This window comes from Komagataeibacter ossonobensis (genome assembly GCF_057359305.1).
The window spans coordinates 1-16,398 of record NZ_JBXAYQ010000055.1; the positions used below are offsets into that span (position 1 = coordinate 1).

11 protein-coding genes are annotated in these 16,398 nt (G+C 61.5%); 2 read left to right on the top strand and 9 right to left on the bottom strand.

Annotation, left to right across the window (positions count from 1 at the left end; all coding sequences use genetic code 11):
- Positions 1-57: 57 nt before the first annotated feature.
- The 8 genes from AC1RQ9_RS17030 to AC1RQ9_RS17065 all read right to left on the bottom strand — a co-directional run bounded on the left by AC1RQ9_RS17030 (position 58) and on the right by AC1RQ9_RS17065 (position 12,837).
- Positions 58-525 carry a hypothetical protein gene (locus tag AC1RQ9_RS17030; protein ID WP_010516903.1) on the bottom strand — a complete coding sequence of 156 codons (468 nt, stop codon included), beginning with the start codon at positions 523-525 and terminating at the stop codon, positions 58-60.
- Positions 526-961: 436 nt separating this feature from the next.
- Positions 962-1,420, bottom strand: a complete 459-nt coding sequence (locus tag AC1RQ9_RS17035; protein WP_026019823.1) for a nitrate reductase associated protein — start codon at positions 1,418-1,420, stop codon at positions 962-964.
- A gap of 21 nt (positions 1,421-1,441) precedes the next feature.
- Positions 1,442-2,437: an ABC transporter substrate-binding protein gene (locus tag AC1RQ9_RS17040; protein ID WP_019092084.1), complete on the bottom strand. Its 996-nt coding sequence runs from the start codon at positions 2,435-2,437 to the stop codon at positions 1,442-1,444.
- On the bottom strand, positions 2,434-3,045 hold the full coding sequence (locus tag AC1RQ9_RS17045; RefSeq protein ID WP_010515344.1) for an ANTAR domain-containing response regulator: 612 nt from the start codon (positions 3,043-3,045) through the stop codon (positions 2,434-2,436). The genes AC1RQ9_RS17040 and AC1RQ9_RS17045 overlap by 4 nt, the downstream gene beginning before the upstream one ends.
- Positions 3,045-7,022: a bifunctional nitrate reductase/sulfite reductase flavoprotein subunit alpha gene (locus AC1RQ9_RS17050; RefSeq protein ID WP_217420456.1), complete on the bottom strand. Its 3,978-nt coding sequence runs from the start codon at positions 7,020-7,022 to the stop codon at positions 3,045-3,047. The genes AC1RQ9_RS17045 and AC1RQ9_RS17050 overlap by 1 nt, the downstream gene beginning before the upstream one ends.
- A gap of 4 nt (positions 7,023-7,026) precedes the next feature.
- Positions 7,027-9,924 carry a nitrite reductase large subunit NirB gene (gene nirB, locus AC1RQ9_RS17055; protein ID WP_053323960.1) on the bottom strand — a complete coding sequence of 966 codons (2,898 nt, stop codon included), beginning with the start codon at positions 9,922-9,924 and terminating at the stop codon, positions 7,027-7,029.
- 29 nt (positions 9,925-9,953) lie between these two features.
- On the bottom strand, positions 9,954-11,594 hold the full coding sequence (locus tag AC1RQ9_RS17060; protein ID WP_159264406.1) for an alginate export family protein: 1,641 nt from the start codon (positions 11,592-11,594) through the stop codon (positions 9,954-9,956).
- Positions 11,595-11,616: 22 nt separating this feature from the next.
- Positions 11,617-12,837, bottom strand: a complete 1,221-nt coding sequence (locus AC1RQ9_RS17065; protein ID WP_053323963.1) for a nitrate/nitrite transporter — start codon at positions 12,835-12,837, stop codon at positions 11,617-11,619.
- An 871-nt stretch (positions 12,838-13,708) separates the two neighbouring features.
- Here AC1RQ9_RS17065 and hmpA point away from each other — a divergent pair.
- Positions 13,709-14,917 carry an NO-inducible flavohemoprotein gene (hmpA, locus tag AC1RQ9_RS17070; protein ID WP_130732827.1) on the top strand — a complete coding sequence of 403 codons (1,209 nt, stop codon included), beginning with the start codon at positions 13,709-13,711 and terminating at the stop codon, positions 14,915-14,917.
- A gap of 2 nt (positions 14,918-14,919) precedes the next feature.
- A complete protein-coding gene (locus AC1RQ9_RS17075) occupies positions 14,920-15,288 on the top strand; it encodes a DUF488 domain-containing protein (protein WP_019092496.1) in 369 nt (122 codons plus the stop codon).
- A gap of 21 nt (positions 15,289-15,309) precedes the next feature.
- Here AC1RQ9_RS17075 and AC1RQ9_RS17080 read toward each other — a convergent pair whose 3' ends face one another.
- Entirely contained in the window at positions 15,310-15,855 is a 546-nt protein-coding gene (locus AC1RQ9_RS17080) for a helix-turn-helix domain-containing protein (RefSeq protein WP_019092497.1), read from the bottom strand.
- Positions 15,856-16,398: the final 543 nt, after the last annotated feature.

The window sequence follows — 16,398 nt, forward strand, 5'->3', positions numbered from 1 at the left end:
CGCACCGGCCATGCCAATGAACCGAAATGGCGTCCGGTTACGGCATGGCGCTGGAATTCAGTCGATATCGGGCGGTCCCCGCAACGGCGGCAGAAGACGAATGGCATATACAGGTGGAGCGCGTGGCTGCTGCGGACGGCGTCGCATGGATATCCACGCCATGGCCACAAACGGCAGGAATGGGAGATCCCCATGAAGCATGACGGGGATATGCAGCAGCGGACACAACGGACACGAAGCATCGTGATGATGAGATGATGTGTGACAGGCCTGTGCATGATGCACATGCAGCATATGGGCCATGGCGACAGGCGTGGCAGGGCTGTCGGCGGTCCTACACGATCGTGCCTCGACCGGGGCAGCAATGTCTATCCCGGTTAGTCGCTGGATGGTGAGGCGAGGCGTCTCATCAGGCAGCGTCTGGCTCTGGATGAACAGCTGTCCAAGGAAGCCGAGGAAAACGATGGCGACAACAAGCCAGCGACCCATCCGGGGTCGTGCCGCAGGAGCGATGCCATCCGTCATAGGTGAGGGGCAGATTCCTCTTATTTCAACACGCTAACTGGAACAGCATCTGGGGCATTGATTGTCAACTGCATTCGCATCCGGAGACTGCGTATACCTGACATTACCGGACAGAAAAGCACAGCAGGTAATGGCCTGAGAACCCCGCAGTCGGCCTTGTCGTAATGAGATATTAGGAGGAACCATAAGGAACATCACTTCAAATTTCCACGCCAAAGAACGTCCCATAAGAAATCTTATGCCAACAAGTTGGATAGTTTTAACCTCATCTTGCTGTCGGTCACGTATCCTAGTAGACCAGATTCTTGTTATGATCCTACACTGTAAAAATATAAGGCGACATACATCAAATAAAAAATAGGTAAACGTCTTATATTGCGTGATGGGAACTGCGTAAATCAGAAACTCATAAAATAAATATTTCAAGTTAATTGCTTCAATTATACATCTCACCGAGAAATTCCCGCAGAGCCGGTTCAAAATTCTGATTTTCGTGCCCAGGCCTGGTAAGCTTAAGGAGCGCGAAGCGCTGTAGGACCGACAGATGTCCCCACTGTTCGGGCGTGGGTGCCCTCAACCCACTGGATTGCGCTTTCAGCGTGATCGCATCGGGCACGCCAACAGCCAGTTGCCAGACTTCCATCCGGGCCGGTGGAAGCAGTTTTGGCTCTTCTCCCGCCCGGGTCCTGATCAGGTGCAGGAGGAACGACCGGTATGCCGCCCGTTCCGGCGGCATGGTGGCGGGGCGGTCCACCAGTGCCTGCCTGTCGTGCTGCGTAAAACGGCTCCACTGGCGCAGGCTCAGTTTTACACCGCACAGATCCAGCTTCATGCGCACGATCATGGGAACGCAGCGTAATGACAGGGTAAAATCCATTTCGAAATTGAACAGCATGGTTTCCCTCCCCCGCACGGTTCACAGTGATCGCGCGCAGGCAGGGGCAGGATCGGCGGGCACGGGACCGATCCAGCGCATGAGCATCTGGTGTTCGGCATTGTCCACCCACCCCAGCGCCGTCATATCGCTTATGATCCAGTCAAGGTCGGACGGCAGCAGGCTGCCCCCGGCAAAGGTCACGCATTCGCGTGCGTCCCCACCGGGCAGGATGGCCTCCGTCGCCGCCAGCGGCAATGTCAGCCCGCCATCCGCAACGGGGGCCGCCAGTGCGCGTGCGATGTCCGCGCGGCGACCCGGCTGCTGGCAGAACGCAATCGCGTCCCGCAGGGCATGCGACATGCGGCGACCCGTCGCATCGCACGACAGGAGTTTCCCCGATGCGACAATGATCTTTTCAACATGGTCGGGCAGGACGGTGGCGGATCCGCCCACGCGAAAGGCAAGTCCGCGTTGTTCTGCCTCCGTGCCCCATGGCGGACCGACACAGCCGCCATCAATCGCGTTTTCCGCCAGCGCATGGATCATGTCGGTCGGGGGCATGACAGAGAGGTCGATTTCATCCTCCATGCTGACATCGATCATCTTCAGGAAACGCCGGAGGATGAGGAGATGGGTGGAATACATATGCACGACGGCGATACGCGGCTTTCTCCCGATGCTCATGGCCCACAGGTCAAACGCCTGCCGCCCCGGGGAGCCGGCATTCCATGTGCCTTCCACCGGGTTGGCGCCACGCAGCATGATCGTGTTGCCACTCCGACTGATCCGGCCTAGCGGGCGTAGCCCCGTGTCATGCCCGCGCCGCCCGAGCGCGGTCATCATGGCCAGCGGCGCGAAAATGACGGCCGCATCCAGCCGGTTCCATGCCAGACCATCGGCGATGTTGGCCCAGGATGGGGAGACGACGATCTCGGTTTCCAGTCCATGTCGGGCAAAAATGCCCTGGTGCCGCCCCATGATGACTGGTGCGCTGTCAGCCAGCTTCAGCACGCCGATCCGTAACGGTGTGTTCATGATGCCTCATCCTTTTTCTGCGATGCCAGATACTCCCCGGCGACGGCTGCGATGCGACGCGATGTCTGCATGGCCCGGCGCTGGAACCACCGATAGGCCTGCGCTTCGCTGGTTTTTTCATTTTTCATGAAACATCTCTTGGCCTGTTCGATAATCCTACGCTCGGCAAGCACACGCTGCGCTTCGGTCAGTTCATCGCGTGTGCGGCGAAAGCGGGCATACAGCGCGATGGCGGCACGCAGCAGCGGCTTTACATCACGGGGTAGTGCCTCAAGCACGTTGTAGGAACATATGCCCGTATCAAAGGCCGTTTCCATCAGTTCCACATCGTCCTCATCCACAAACAGGGCGACCGGTCGTTCCTGTGCCGAACAGGACAGGGCGCGAATACTGTCCAGCGCGTCACGGTCGGCCCTGTTCATGTCAACCAGCACGACATCGGGCCGACAGGCCCGCACGGCATCGACCAGCGCCGTGCCGGGGGGAACGGTCAGGACATCCAGCGACGCATCGGCGTGCAACGTCTCCGACAGGGCATGGCCCCTGCGGGGGTTTTCGTCCGCGACCAGCACCCTCAGGCGCGTGCCGGGCACCATGTCCTCACACATCAGTACACATCACGCAGATAGCGGCCTTCGCGTGTCAGGTTGCTTACGAATGCATCCGCATCGCCAGATGACAGGTCACCGTGACGGGCCACGATCCGGCGCAGTGCCGCATCGACATCCCGCGCCATGCGGGTCGCATCACCGCATACATAGATATAAGCTCCATCGCGCAGCCAGTCCCTCAATTCGCTGCCTGCGGCTTCCATCCGGTCCTGCACGTACACCCTCTCGGGCTGGTCACGTGAAAAGGCGGTATCAAGGCGCGTCAGCACCCCGTTTGACAGGTAGGCGTCCAGTTCATCATGATAGTAGAAGCCTTCCGCCGCGTGGCGTTCTCCGAAAAACAGCCAGTTCCGGCCCGAAGCCTGCCGTGCCGCGCGTTCCTGCAGGAACCCCCGGAATGGCGCAATGCCGGTACCGGGGCCGATCATGATCATGGCGGCGGCATCATCTGCCGGCAGCCGGAAATGCGTGGTGGGCTGGATGAAAACCGGCACGTCCGCCCCCGCTTCCAGCCCCGCCAGCCAGTTCGAGCATATGCCCGGCCATGGCGTAAGGCTGACCCCCATTGTCAATTCCACCACCCGCCCGGATGCCTGTGGCGAGGAGGCGATCGAGTAAAGCCGCGGCTGCATGCGCCGGAACAGGCTTGGTATGTCCTGCGCCGTGACCGACAGCACTGCATCGTTCAGCAGGTGGGGCAGGAAACCCGGCGCACAACCACCCAGTGCTTCCAGCATGGCCGGGTTGGGGCGGCTCAGGTCAAGGTGGCGCGTAAGGGCTTCGCGCAGCCCCACCGTTCCGCAGCCGCGCAGCACGACGGGCGTCTCTTCCGGCAGGCGCAGCGCGCGCAGGGCCGCCTGCACATGGACCGCCGGGTTGCTGGGCCATATGCCCAGCGCATCGCCGGGGAGCCAGTTCAGTTCCGTTCCACTCACATCCAGGCCGATGCGCCGCGTATCCCTGTCGCACCCTGCGGCGCACAGGCGCTCGTTGATGGACAGCCGGGCCATGACCGGGGCCTCCCGCGTGCCGGAAACCGGGGGCGATGGTGCTTCCACCGGCGCGGGCGGGGCAACCTGCCCACCGGTTGCGACCTGCGCAAGGGCCGTAAGCATGGTTGTCCGCCACGTCTCGACCGTATCCTCGAAATCCGGCTCGCAGTCCACGCGTTCCACGAATGGCGTTGCCCCCAGTTCCCGCAGGCGTCCGTCCAGCGCACGGCCGAAACCGCAGAAACTGGCATACGAGGAATCCCCCAGTGCCAGCACGGCAAATATCAGGCCGGGCATGGGGGCCTGGCGTTCACGCAGCATGTCCCAGAACGGAGCGGCGCAGTCTGGCGGGTCTCCGTCACCGAAGGTGGATACCACGAACAGCGCCGGCCCTGCGGCGGTGATGTTTACATCAAATGCATCAAGGCATTTTCCTTCCGCCGCGTGGCCGGCTTCGCGCAGCCAGCCAACGATCGTGGCTGCCAGTCCTTCCGCCCGCCCGGTCTGGGATGCCCACCATACGCTGATACCCGGCGTGGCGGCCGCAGGCGCCGGCATGGTCCCGCCGCCTTCACCCGGCTGCATGCGGCTGTACAAGCCTGCAAAAATACCGCTGATACGGGCGCGCGCCTGTGCCGGCAGAGGTGCCGATGCGGGCAGCACGGGTACCTCGCCCACGCCCGGCGGGGCCATTTCCAGCCCGTCAAGGAACCCGGACAGCCATGCCCGTCCCTCCTCGGGCAGGGTTGCGGCAACGGACTGGTCCGGTCGCTCCAGACCGAGATGGCTGGTAAGGGCGCGCAGCATCATGGCGGCCTCTCCTTTCCTGACTGGTTCCACATCATCGGCGGCCGGGCGTGCGGCCTGTTCCACCCGTTCCAGCGCCACCGCGCAGAGTTTGAAGCCGGGTTGCAGCGAAATCGGGTCAACTGCGTCCGGTGTGAGGGAATTGACCGTCAGATCCGGCCCGAAACGGTCATTCCAGTGGAACGGGGCAAAGCAGGTGCCGGGCCGTACCCGCGCGGAGATCTGGACCGGCAGGACGATCCGCCCCCGGCGTGACGTGATTTTTACGCGATCATCCTTTAACAGCCCAAGCGCATGGGCATCGGGCGGGGCAATTTCCACAAAGGGGCCGGGATTCAGGCGGTTCAGGCTGTCCACGCGCCCGGTCTTGGTCAGCGTATGCCACTGGTGCTGCAGCCTGCCACTGTTCAGCACGAAGGGGAATTCCTCATCCGGCCATTCGTCGGGCCGCATCCATGGACGGGCAAAAAAGACCCCCTTCCCGTCTGGCGTGGCGAAGACGGGGCCGGTCCCGTCAGGAGACAGGTAACGGATCGGATGCCGGTCCTGCATGTCGCCTGCGGGCGCGGGCCACTGCACCGGTCCGTTGCGCAGCCGCGCGTGGCTGACGCCCGCGATGTCATAGCCGGTTTTGGGGTTGCTGAACCGGCTGGCCTCGGCAAACACTTCGGCGGCGGATGTGAAGGCGAAATCCTTCCCATACCCCATGGCGCGCGCCACGCGGGCGATGATGTCCCAATCGGGCAGCGCCTCGCCCGGCGGTGGGACCGCCTTGCGCGCAAGGGTCATGGTACGGTCGGAATTGACCTGCACGCCGTCCCCTTCGGCCCACAGGGCGGCGGGCAGCACGATATCGGCAAAGCGCGTCGTCTCGCTATCCGCGAACGCATCCTGCACGATCACGCATTCCGCGGCTACCAGCGCCCGGACCACATGGCGGCGATTGGCAACGGTGGCGACGGGGTTGGTGCAGATGACCCAGCATGCCCGGATGTCACCGCGTTCCATCGCCTCGAACATGGCAATCACGCCATTGCCCCCGGTGTCGCGCAGGGTGCCGGGGGGTAGCGCCCACTGTTCTTCGGTAAAGGCGCGGTCCGCCGCCACCAGTGCGCTGCGCTGCCCCGGCAGGCCCGGCCCCATATAGCCCATTTCACGCCCACCCATGGCGTTGGGCTGTCCGGTCAGTGAAAACGGCCCGCTGCCGGGGCGGCAGATGGCGCCGGTGGCAAGGTGGAGGTTGCACAGCGCGTTGGTGTTCCATGTCCCGGCAACGCTCTGGTTCAGGCCCATGGTCCACAGGCTCATCCACTCCCCGGCCTCCGCGATCCAGCGCGCGGCGGTCAGGATGTCCTCGACCGGCAGGCCGGTAATTTCGGCCACGGTCGGGGGGGCGTAGTCATCCAGAAAGGGTTCCATCGTCTCCCACCCTGTCGTGTTCCGGGCGATGAATTCCCTGTCGATCGCATCGTTCTGGACCAGAAGGTGCAGCAGGCCGTTGAGCAGCGCCAGATCCGTGCCGGGACGGATGGGTAGGTACAGGTCGGCCTTTTCCGCCGTGGCCGTCTGGCGTGGGTCAACCACGATCAGGCGCGCCCCTGCCCGCTTGCGGTCCATCAGCCGCAGGAATAGGATCGGGTGACAGTCGGCCATGTTGGCGCCAATGACGAAAAACAGGTCAGTGCAGTCGAAATCCTCATAACTGCCCGGCGGGGCGTCGGCGCCAAGCGACAGCTTGTAGCCGGTGCCTGCGGCGGCCATGCACAGGCGGGAATTGGATTCAATATGCTGGGTGCGGACAAACCCCTTGGCCAGCTTGTTGATCAGGTACTGTGCTTCCAGCGACATCTGCCCCGAAACGTAAAAGGCGATGGCGTCGGGTCCATGTTCATCAAGGATGGCGCGCAGACGTGCCGCCGTGGCGTCGATGGCCTGCTGCACGCCCGCAGGTGCGGCCTGTTCCCTGCGCCGGGGGCGGATGGCGGCATGGCGCAGGCGCTGGTCGGACAGGAGCGGCCGGTCGCACGAACTGCCCTTGGTACACAGGCGGCCGCCATTCGCGGGGTGCGCGCCATCGCCCCGCACTTTTGCAATACGGCCGTTCTCCACCTCCAGTATGACCCCACAGCCCACCCCGCAATAGGGGCAGACCGTGCGGATGTCCTCCCGCGCCATGGGATCAGGCCGGAATGGGTTCCGGCGTGGCTGTAGCCGTCCGGGCCCGGATCGCCACTTTCCCGTTTTCCACGCGGGCGTCCCATGTCCGCAGCCGGACGGCGGGATCCTCCAGGCACTGTCCATCTTCCAGACGGAAATGCTGTTTGTAGAGCGGGGAGGCCACCACCACCTGTCCCTTCAGGTCGCCCATGATGCCGCGCCCGATTACATTGGCGTTTGAAAACGGATCATGGTTGTCGATCGCATAGACCCGGGCGGGCACGCCCTGCGTTGCAGGTAGGTAGAACAGGGCAATCTGGCTTCCGTCATGCCAGGCTACGACACCTGATTTTGCCACCAGGTCATCAAGTCCGCACAGTTCGGTCCAGTCATGCGGGCCGGCTGATGCTACGGTTTCGGGCAGGTTTTCGGCCGGACGGACCTGATCGCGCTCGGGAATGGTGCGGATGTTCGGGTCGGGGCGGCTGTCATTGACGAAGGTGCGGAACCGCTTGAGTTTTTCACGGTCCGTCAGCGCGTCGCGCCACTCGCAGTGATAGTGGTCCACCACCATCTGCATCTGCCGTTCCAGTTCCGCGCAGATGCCAAGGCTGTCGTTGATGATGACATCCTTGAGGTAATCCAGCCCGCCTTCAAGATTTTCACGCCAGACCGAGGTACGCTGCAGCTTGTCCGCTGTCCGGATATAGAACATCAGGAAACGGTCGATGTATTTCACCAGCGTCTGTGCATCGAGATCAGTCGCGAACAGTTCCGCATGGCGCGGGCGCATGCCGCCATTGCCGCAAACGTAAAGATTCCACCCATTCTCGGTTGCGATCACCCCCACATCCTTGCTCTGTGCCTCGGCACATTCGCGGGTGCAGCCGGACACGGCGAATTTGAGCTTGTGCGGCGAACGCAGGCCCTTGTAACGGTTTTCCAGATCCAGCGCCTTGCCCACACTGTCCTGCACGCCATAGCGGCACCATGTGCTGCCAACACAGGACTTTACGGTCCGGGTGGACTTGCCATAGGCCTGCCCGGTCTCGAAGCCTGCTTCCAGCAGTTCAGCCCAGATATCGGGCAACTGGTCCAGTTGCGCACCGAACAGATCGATACGCTGGCCGCCAGTGATCTTGGTATAGAGACCGTATTTCTTTGCTACCTGGCCCAGGACAATCAGCTTGTCCGGTGTGATCTCACCGCCCGCAATGCGGGGTACGACCGAATAGGTGCCGTTTTTCTGCATGTTGGCCATGAACGTGTCGTTCGTGTCCTGCAGCGGAATATAGAGCGGGTCCGTAATCGGCTTGTTCCACGCCGATGCCAGGATGGAACCGACAGCGGGCTTGCAGATATCGCAGCCCAGGCCACCATTGCCGTATTGCGTCATCAGGTCTTCAAAAGTCTGGATTCCATGCACACGGACAAGCGAGTACAGTTCCTGCCGCGTGTAGGAGAAATGTTCGCACAGGCTGTGGTCCACCGCAATGCCGCGCGCTTCGAGTTCGGTCTCGAACACGTTCTTGAGCAGGCCCGAACACCCGCCGCAGCCGGTACTGGCCTTTGTGTACTGCTTCAGGGCGGCAATATCCGTACAGCCGCCTTCAATGGCGGTGCAGATCGCCCCTTTCGTCACGTTGTGGCACGAACAGATCATGGCCGTATCGGGCAGCGCGTCAGCGCCCAGCAGGTCCGCTCCCTCCCCACGCGGCAGGATCAGGGCCGCGGGGTCCGCCGGGGGTTTGATGGCGTTCTGTACATATTGCACGATCGTGTCGTAATAGGCGTTATCCCCCACCAGCACGGCCCCGATCACACGACTGCCATCATCCGAGAGCACAAGGCGGCGGTAGGATCCGTCCACTTCCCCGATGAAACGGTAGCTCCGACTACCCGGTGTCGCGCCATGCGCATCGCCAATCGAGCCGACATCCACACCCAGCAGCTTGAGCTTGGTGGACATGTCCGCACCGGTAAAGGCAGCTTCTTCTCCCGCCAGGGTGGATGCGAGCGTGCGCGCCATGGTGTAGCCCGGTGCCACCAGGCCAAAAACCTGCCCGTTCCAGCACGCGCATTCCCCGATTGCGTAGATTGCCGGGTCGGACGTACGGCATTGCCCGTCGATCACAACACCGCCGCGCGGACCGATGGCAAGCCCGCAGTCACGTGCCAGCTTATCCTGCGCGCGGATGCCTGCGGAAAAGACCACCAGATCGGTTTCAAGGAATGTACCATCGGCAAAGACAAGGCGGTGACGATGTGTCTCGCCCGCGGTGATCTGCTGCGTGGCATGGGATGTAAGCACTTCGATCCCCAGTGCCTCGATCCGCTGCTTCAGGGCCTGACCACCATCATCATCAAGCTGCACGGGCATGAGGCGCGGCGCGAATTCCACAACGGCCGTGGACAGGCCCAGCCCCGACAGCGCATTGGCTGCCTCCAGCCCCAGCAGGCCGCCGCCAATGACCACGCCGTGCGATGCGCCCTCTGCTGCAGCCCGGATCATGTCAAGGTCATCCAGCGTGCGATAGACCAGCCCCGCTGTGCCTGTATTGCCCGGAACCGGCGGCACGAACGGCGTGGAACCAGTGGCAAGGATCAACGTGTCGTAAGGTAGCGGGCCTTCGGCGCTTTCCACCATCCGGGCCGCGCGGTCGATGCGGGTCACCCTGACGCCACGGTGCAGGGTCAGGCCGTGGTGGGTATGGAAATCATCCACATGCAGGCGCAGCGCCAGCGCGTCGCGTCCGCTCATATATTCGGTCAGGTGCACACGGTCATAGGCATCGTGAAGTTCGTCACCAAAAATGTGAATCGCGCAGTCCTCATGCAGACCATGCGCCACAAGTTGTTCGGCACAGTAATGGCCAACCATACCGTTGCCGATGATGACGATGTTTCGCGTTCCGGTCATGTTCGTTTCCCCTATCGTACAATCGGCTGTCAGAATTTGAATTCCATGGTCTGCATGTAGAATGCCCCGTCCTTCGCCCCCGCACGGTGCATCCCCTGCGATGCGACGAAGCCTGCGATATCGTGCGTCCATGTCCAGTGGGGCGCGAAATTCCACGCAAGCTGTGTCTGGGGCGTGGTGCCAATGAACCCGCCCAAAAGCCCGTTGCGCCAGCTATAGATCTTGCCGGTGCCATACACTGCATCCTGCGTGCTTTCGCGCCAGAAAACGGGAACATGCAGCTTGAGACGCAGGTTCGCCAGTGGCGCTGCCGTAATGACCGGCCCGATGCCGACGAGGTTCTGCGATGTCAGGGCCAGTGTCACGTCATTATAATACGGCAGCGGGAAATAGGGCGTAGCAAATGTGCCGACCGCGCCATCCTGACTATGGTAGGACCCGCCTGAAAACAGGTCGCCCTGCAATGCGATGGACGGTTTTGCCTTCAGGCTTTTTGCCGTCCATCCCAATGTCCCGTTAACGGCATAGGCGCGCACTGCGCGTGTTGCGCCCCCGCTGGCGGGACGGAATTCGCCGCCCTGGAACACGCCCGTCAGGCTGATATCGAAGGGGCCGACATTCCCCCACATGCGTGCACCGATATTGTCGCGGCGGGTCGATCCGGCCTGCGTGCCCGTTGTGGTGGCCAGCGCCGCCGATGCACCGTTGAACAGGTAGCCAATGAAGAACACATCAGCAAAAACCTGGCTTTTCTGTCCCATGACCGAAAACTTCGGCAGTGCCGTGGACGTATAGATCCCATACATCCGGGCGTTGTAGTTCGTGCCGTCGGCAAAGACATTGCGCGGCAGCTTGTTGGTCTGCATGAAGTCAAACAGGTCCAGCCGGAAGGATTTCCACACCGCATAGCCACGGAATCCATCCCATGACTGCTGTGCGTTGGTCAGGTCGCGTGCGGACTGCATGGTGACAGGGGCATCGAGAAAGATCTGGCGACCGCCGATCACGCCCATCCGTGCGCCCAGCATCCTGCCTTTTACCTCCAGAATGCCCTGCTGGAGATCCAGCCGTTCGCGCTGCACCCCGGTCTGGTAGCCATAATAATTCGATCCCCCGGCGTCGCCCCACAGGAACTCGGCATAGGCGCGGACATGTTCACCCAGGTGCAGGTCGGCACCATACTGGCTGCGCAGTAGTACGCGGCTGGCGTTGGTCTTGCCCGCGGTTCCCATCTGCGGCTGGTTTTCAAAGGCGTAGCGTAGCCGTTCCTCCCCACTAATGGACAGCCAGATATCGCCCTTGTCCGTCAGGGGAATATATTTCAGGCGGTTGAACCAGTCGTTCCGGCGCTGTTCAGGTGGCGTATTGACAATGTCGCTCCAGTCCTCGGCCCAGCGCGCCTGTCCGAAACCACCAACGGTCCCGAAACCGGCCGCGGCCCCTTTTCCGGCATTGAATGCCCCCCAGTCGGGGCTGTGTGGCAGTGTCACGTGGTGGATGGCCGCCTTCTCAGGTGGACGGGACGAGGTCGGGCGGATACCGGTTGCCGTGACACCCGCGGCGGGTGCCGTGTCGGCAAGGGCCGCATGGCCGGTACACAGGCTGGCAAGAACGGTGGTGAAGCCGACCGTAAGCGAAGCGGGCCGGAGCGCGTCGGAAATACAGGTCACGGGATACGTTCCTGATCTGATATTATGAAGAGGCGGTCGCATCGGCTTCAGCCGACATCCGGGGCCGTTCAGCCGCCCAGCGGCGACGGCACACGCCAACACAGGCAAACGCCACCAGCGTAACCGAGGCAAAGCCCAGGAAGCCGGGACCGTAGGACCCCGTAGCCTGTCGCGCGGCTCCGAGTGATGACGCCAGATAGAACCCGCCAACCCCGCCGCTCATGCCCACCAGCCCGGTCAGGATACCGACGCGGCTGGGGAAACGTGTGGGCACAAGCTGGAAGACCGCGCCATTGCCCAGACCCAGCACGAGCATGCCCAGGAAAAAAGCCGGGAAGGCCAGCCAGATCGTGGGCAGGCCGAACCCGATCACGGCAAAGATGGCGACAGCAAGCGCGAACAGGATGCTCAGGGCGCGTTCGCCGCCGATCCGGTCGGCCATGGCGCCCCCCAGAGGACGCACGAAGGACCCGACAAACACGACCAGCGCCGTACAGCTTCCGGCAATGGCAGGCGGCAGGCCGTACTGGTCGTTGAAATAGATGGTCAGGAACGAGGCAAGCCCCACAAAACCGCCGAATGTCACGCCATAAAAGAACATCAGCAGCCAGCAGTCGCCGCTGCGCAGGACGGGCAGCCACGTCAGCAGACCGCCACTGGAGCGACGCTGCGGCGGTTCACTGGCCAGAAATATAAAGGCGACCAGCACGGCGGTCAGTGGCAGCGTTGCCAGCCCCAGCACATTGACCCAGCCATAAAGCACGGCCAGGCCAGGTGCAAACAGCGAGGCAAGCGCCGTGCCGGAATTGCCGGCCCCGGCAATTCCCAGCGCCGTGCCCTGATATTGTGGCGGATACCATGCGGAGGCCAGCGGCAGCGCAATCGCGAACGACGCCCCGGCGACGCCCAGCACAAGTGCAACCCCGAACAGTGCGCCATAGCTGTGTGGCGCGATCAGCCATGTCAGGAACAGCCCGGCGATGACAAGAATCTGGGCGCCAATCGCGACCCGTCGCGGCCCGAAATGATCGACCAGCGCGCCGGCGAGTACACGCAAAAGCGCACCTGCCAGAACCGGGGTCGCGACCAGCAGGCCCTTCTGACCGGCATTCAGATGCAGGTCGTGAGCAATCGAAATGCCCAGCGGGCCAAGCAGGACCCACACCATGAACGAGACATCGAAATACAGGAACGCCGCAAGAAGGGTACGCGGGTTTCCGGCTTTGAGGAATCCTGTGTCCACGTCATCGCATCCAGTCCCCATCCATCAGGTGTGACGGAGACGCCTTTATTCAGGCACGGAGACCATCGTTGGCCGTCCGGGTGTCGTCGTGATTGTTTGTGCCATTTCCACGTCGTTCACCGCCATTGATGAACGCGTCTTTCAGGAAACCTGTCTGGTATTTAATTGCACGCGGAACAATGCGATGTCAAAACATTTTTCTCGTGTTGTCATGGCAGAATCATATGAGCCAAAGCCGTCGTCCCAGAAAAGATACCTGCCAAACCGCGCAATTTCGAGACATTGCATAAAAGATCGTGGCAGGGGATCGCAATGACCGGCGAGACGGTTTTTGCGTAGATACCACTGGCACAATCGCCCGGTCGTTGGAGCGTGCATTCCGGGAGCGCTTCGCCACCGCGTAAGTGGCCGATCGGACACCCATGCCGCCGCCACCTTCAAGCAAGGCAACATATGGGCGCATGGTTGGACCGATCCCCGAAACCAAGAACGCCATGCACTTCCGCTGGCTTGGATTTACGTCCCAAGATCCGTTCCTGCACACCGTCGCGGTCCACGAATACTCCCGCTTGTGCCCACTGGCTGGCCGGTCATTTGAAATCACCCTGCTGCAAGGATTATGCGGACGGCATCAGGCCATCAACCTGTAAGCAGGCTTCATGCCGCTGAGTGGGAAACGGATGGAGCATGTTCCCGATACGCTGGGCACTGGAGCACCGCGTACGAGATTATGCAGATGTTTTCGGACCACCCAACAAAACGACCCATGCATAAAAGGTATGCGTGGCCATAAAGGTATAAAATATTGACATCTTTAAAGACATCCAGAAAGATATTCCTAAATATATATCTTTAAGAAAGATCGGAAAAAATGGCGTCACCTCTGGATGACAAGACCCGCAGCATCATCAAGGCCTGCGTGCCCGCGCTGGAAGCACATGGTCTGGCGATAACGACGGAAATGTATCGCCGCCTGCTGGCCAATCCAGATATTCGCGATCTGTTCAACATTTCGCACCAGAAGGACGGGGAACAGCCAAAGGCACTGGCGCTTGCAGTGCTGGCCTATGCCCGCAATATCGACAACCTTGGTGCCATGGCCGGTGCGGTCGAACGCATTGCGGAAAAGCATGTCGGGCTGAACATCCTGCCCGAGCACTATCCTTATGTTGCCGATGCCCTGCTGGGCGCCATCGCCCATGTTCTGGGGGATGCGGCAACCCCCGATATCATGGATGCGTGGGGCAAGGCCTACTGGTTCCTGGCTGAAATCCTGATCGGGCGGGAAGAACAGATTTACGTGGCCCATGCCGCGGCCCCCGGTGGCTGGGTTGGCTGGCGTCCCTTCCGTGTCAGCCGCCGCACGGTGGAAAGTGAGACCGTTACCTCCTTCGAACTGGCGCCCGTCGATGGCAAGCCCGTCATGCGCCATGTGCCGGGGCAGTATCTCAGCTTCCGCCTCGACGTGCCGGGATATGGCTCGGAACGGCGGAATTACAGCATTTCTTCCGCACCCGGTTCACAGTCCTACCGCATCAGCGTCCGTCGCATCGACAATGGCGTGGTATCCGACTGGCTGCATGACAGCGTGCAAGAGGGCACGGTGCTGCAGGTTTCCGCTCCGGCGGGTGATTTCACGCTGGGCAACCCGGCCCCCGCACCCATCGTATTCCTCAGCGCGGGTTCTGGCCTGACGCCATTCATTTCCATGCTGGGCGCGCTGGATGCGGCTGCGGCCACGGGCGTGCGTTACATCCACACCACCCGTACGCCCGCAACGGAAGCCTTTGGCCCCTATATCCGCGACCTTGCCGCAAAGGGCATGCTGCGCGCCGATCTGTTCTACAGCCGCGCTACACCGCAGGCAGCACAGGACGCCACAGGCGTCACCACTCACGCAGGCCGCATGACACCAGCATGGCTTACGCACGAAATCGACCGGTCCGCGAGCTATTATATCTGCGGTCCCGACAGCTTCATGCGTGATGCCATCGCCACGCTGAAGGCGGGTGGCGTGCCCGAAAGCCAGATCCGTTTCGAATTCTTCGGTTCCGCGGCGGATGCGGCCCTGGTCGGATAGGCATGGCGCACCCCATCCATGTCAGGCGGGTTTATGACCCGCCCGCACCCGATGATGGCAGCCGCGTGCTGGTGGACCGGCTGTGGCCCCGTGGGGTCAGCAAACAGCGCGCTGACCTGACGCTGTGGCTGAAAGATATCGCGCCCAGCACCGGACTGCGGCAATGGTTCGGGCATGACCCGGCCCGGTGGGACGGGTTTCAGGAACGCTACAGCGCGGAACTGCAGGCCAATCCCAATCCGGTGCAGCAGTTGCTGGACATGGCGCGCGCCGGTCCCATCACCCTGCTGTATGGCGCGCGTGACACGCAGCATAACGAGGCGGTTGTACTGGCCGCCTACCTTCATCGCCTGCTGGACCACGCGTGCTGAACGATACCGCCATTTCCTGTGTCAGCACGGCAGAAGGCATATCCCTTCGACCCGAATGGTCGCGGGTTGACGTGCTCCCCATTTTGTATCCACCCAAAATGAAGAGTTCCCGGTTTTCATGTCTCGAGGTTGATGAGAAGACAAGGGACGTTCGTGTGCAGGTCTTGCACTTAGGTGGTTCCTGACGCTCCGCATGAGGAAACGCGCGGCCTGTGCCACCTGATGAAGCGCAGAAAGGACGATCTCGTAGGCGTTTGATGTCCTGACGCGCTTTCCCAGGGCCTGGTCATACACGTAGCGCGGCGTGTGCTTCACAATGCCCAGGGCATACGCTCGGTTCAGGGCATTGATAACGGTTCGACGACAGGCCCCAGACTTCTCGGCCATCGCCTCATGGCTGGGAAACATGGCCCCATCGTCGCCCATGAATTCTGGCAAAACAGCCAGCGCATGAGCCTCGCCAAGCGTTAGCTTACCTTCCGAACGGAAACGCCGAAGCACGGCCTGAAACCGACGAATGATCTGCCATTTTGTCAGGGGGCGGGAAGTCTTGGAAGCGATGGTCATTGTCTATCCTCACTCGGACTGACCATTTTCTCTTGAGGGAACCACCCAGTTTGGGCTATCGTTCTCTCGGAAAGCTGGCCCGTCCACTTGTACTGGCGGGTCAAGCTGAAAGGTCGGAGTTCGCGCTCCGGCCTTTCGCCGTTTCTGGGGCCTACCTTTCGCCCTTTCCCGAAAAAAAGCAACCTTGCCGAACCTTCATTCGGGGATCGCTAAGGCTCAGCCTTGGCCGCTGGAAATTCGTGAGATTTCCGCGCTCCGCACGACAAACCAAAAGTTTGTATAAGTGCGCCCTTCTGGATTTGGCACCAAACCGGCGCACGGCAAACGAAAGTTTGTGTAAGTGCGCCCTTCCGAAAAAGGGATGATCGGATGAACAAACACCGCCTGATCGAATTCGATTCTGTCGAAGCCGCTCGTGAACCAGATATGCAAAGCGTGCTTTTGGAAATGGCGAAAGAAGATGGAAATGCCGCGGGCATAGAACACGCTCTGAACATCATCTCTGCGGCAAACCAGAAAAACAAATCTGCTCTTAAAAAGCTC

Excerpts from the sequence above, each read along its gene's own strand:
- AC1RQ9_RS17030 (WP_010516903.1), bottom strand. The coding sequence starts at position 525 with ATGACGGATGGCATCGCTCCTGCGGCACGACCCCGGATGGGTCGCTGG.
- AC1RQ9_RS17045 (WP_010515344.1), bottom strand. The coding sequence starts at position 3,045 with ATGTGTGAGGACATGGTGCCCGGCACGCGCCTGAGGGTGCTGGTCGCG.
- AC1RQ9_RS17050 (WP_217420456.1), bottom strand. The coding sequence starts at position 7,022 with ATGGCGCGGGAGGACATCCGCACGGTCTGCCCCTATTGCGGGGTGGGC.
- AC1RQ9_RS17080 (WP_019092497.1), bottom strand. The coding sequence starts at position 15,855 with ATGACCATCGCTTCCAAGACTTCCCGCCCCCTGACAAAATGGCAGATC.
- hmpA (WP_130732827.1), top strand. The coding sequence starts at position 13,709 with ATGGCGTCACCTCTGGATGACAAGACCCGCAGCATCATCAAGGCCTGC.
- AC1RQ9_RS17040 (WP_019092084.1), bottom strand. The coding sequence starts at position 2,437 with ATGAACACACCGTTACGGATCGGCGTGCTGAAGCTGGCTGACAGCGCA.
- AC1RQ9_RS17035 (WP_026019823.1), bottom strand. The coding sequence starts at position 1,420 with ATGCTGTTCAATTTCGAAATGGATTTTACCCTGTCATTACGCTGCGTT.
- nirB (WP_053323960.1), bottom strand. The coding sequence starts at position 9,924 with ATGACCGGAACGCGAAACATCGTCATCATCGGCAACGGTATGGTTGGC.
- AC1RQ9_RS17075 (WP_019092496.1), top strand. The coding sequence starts at position 14,920 with ATGGCGCACCCCATCCATGTCAGGCGGGTTTATGACCCGCCCGCACCC.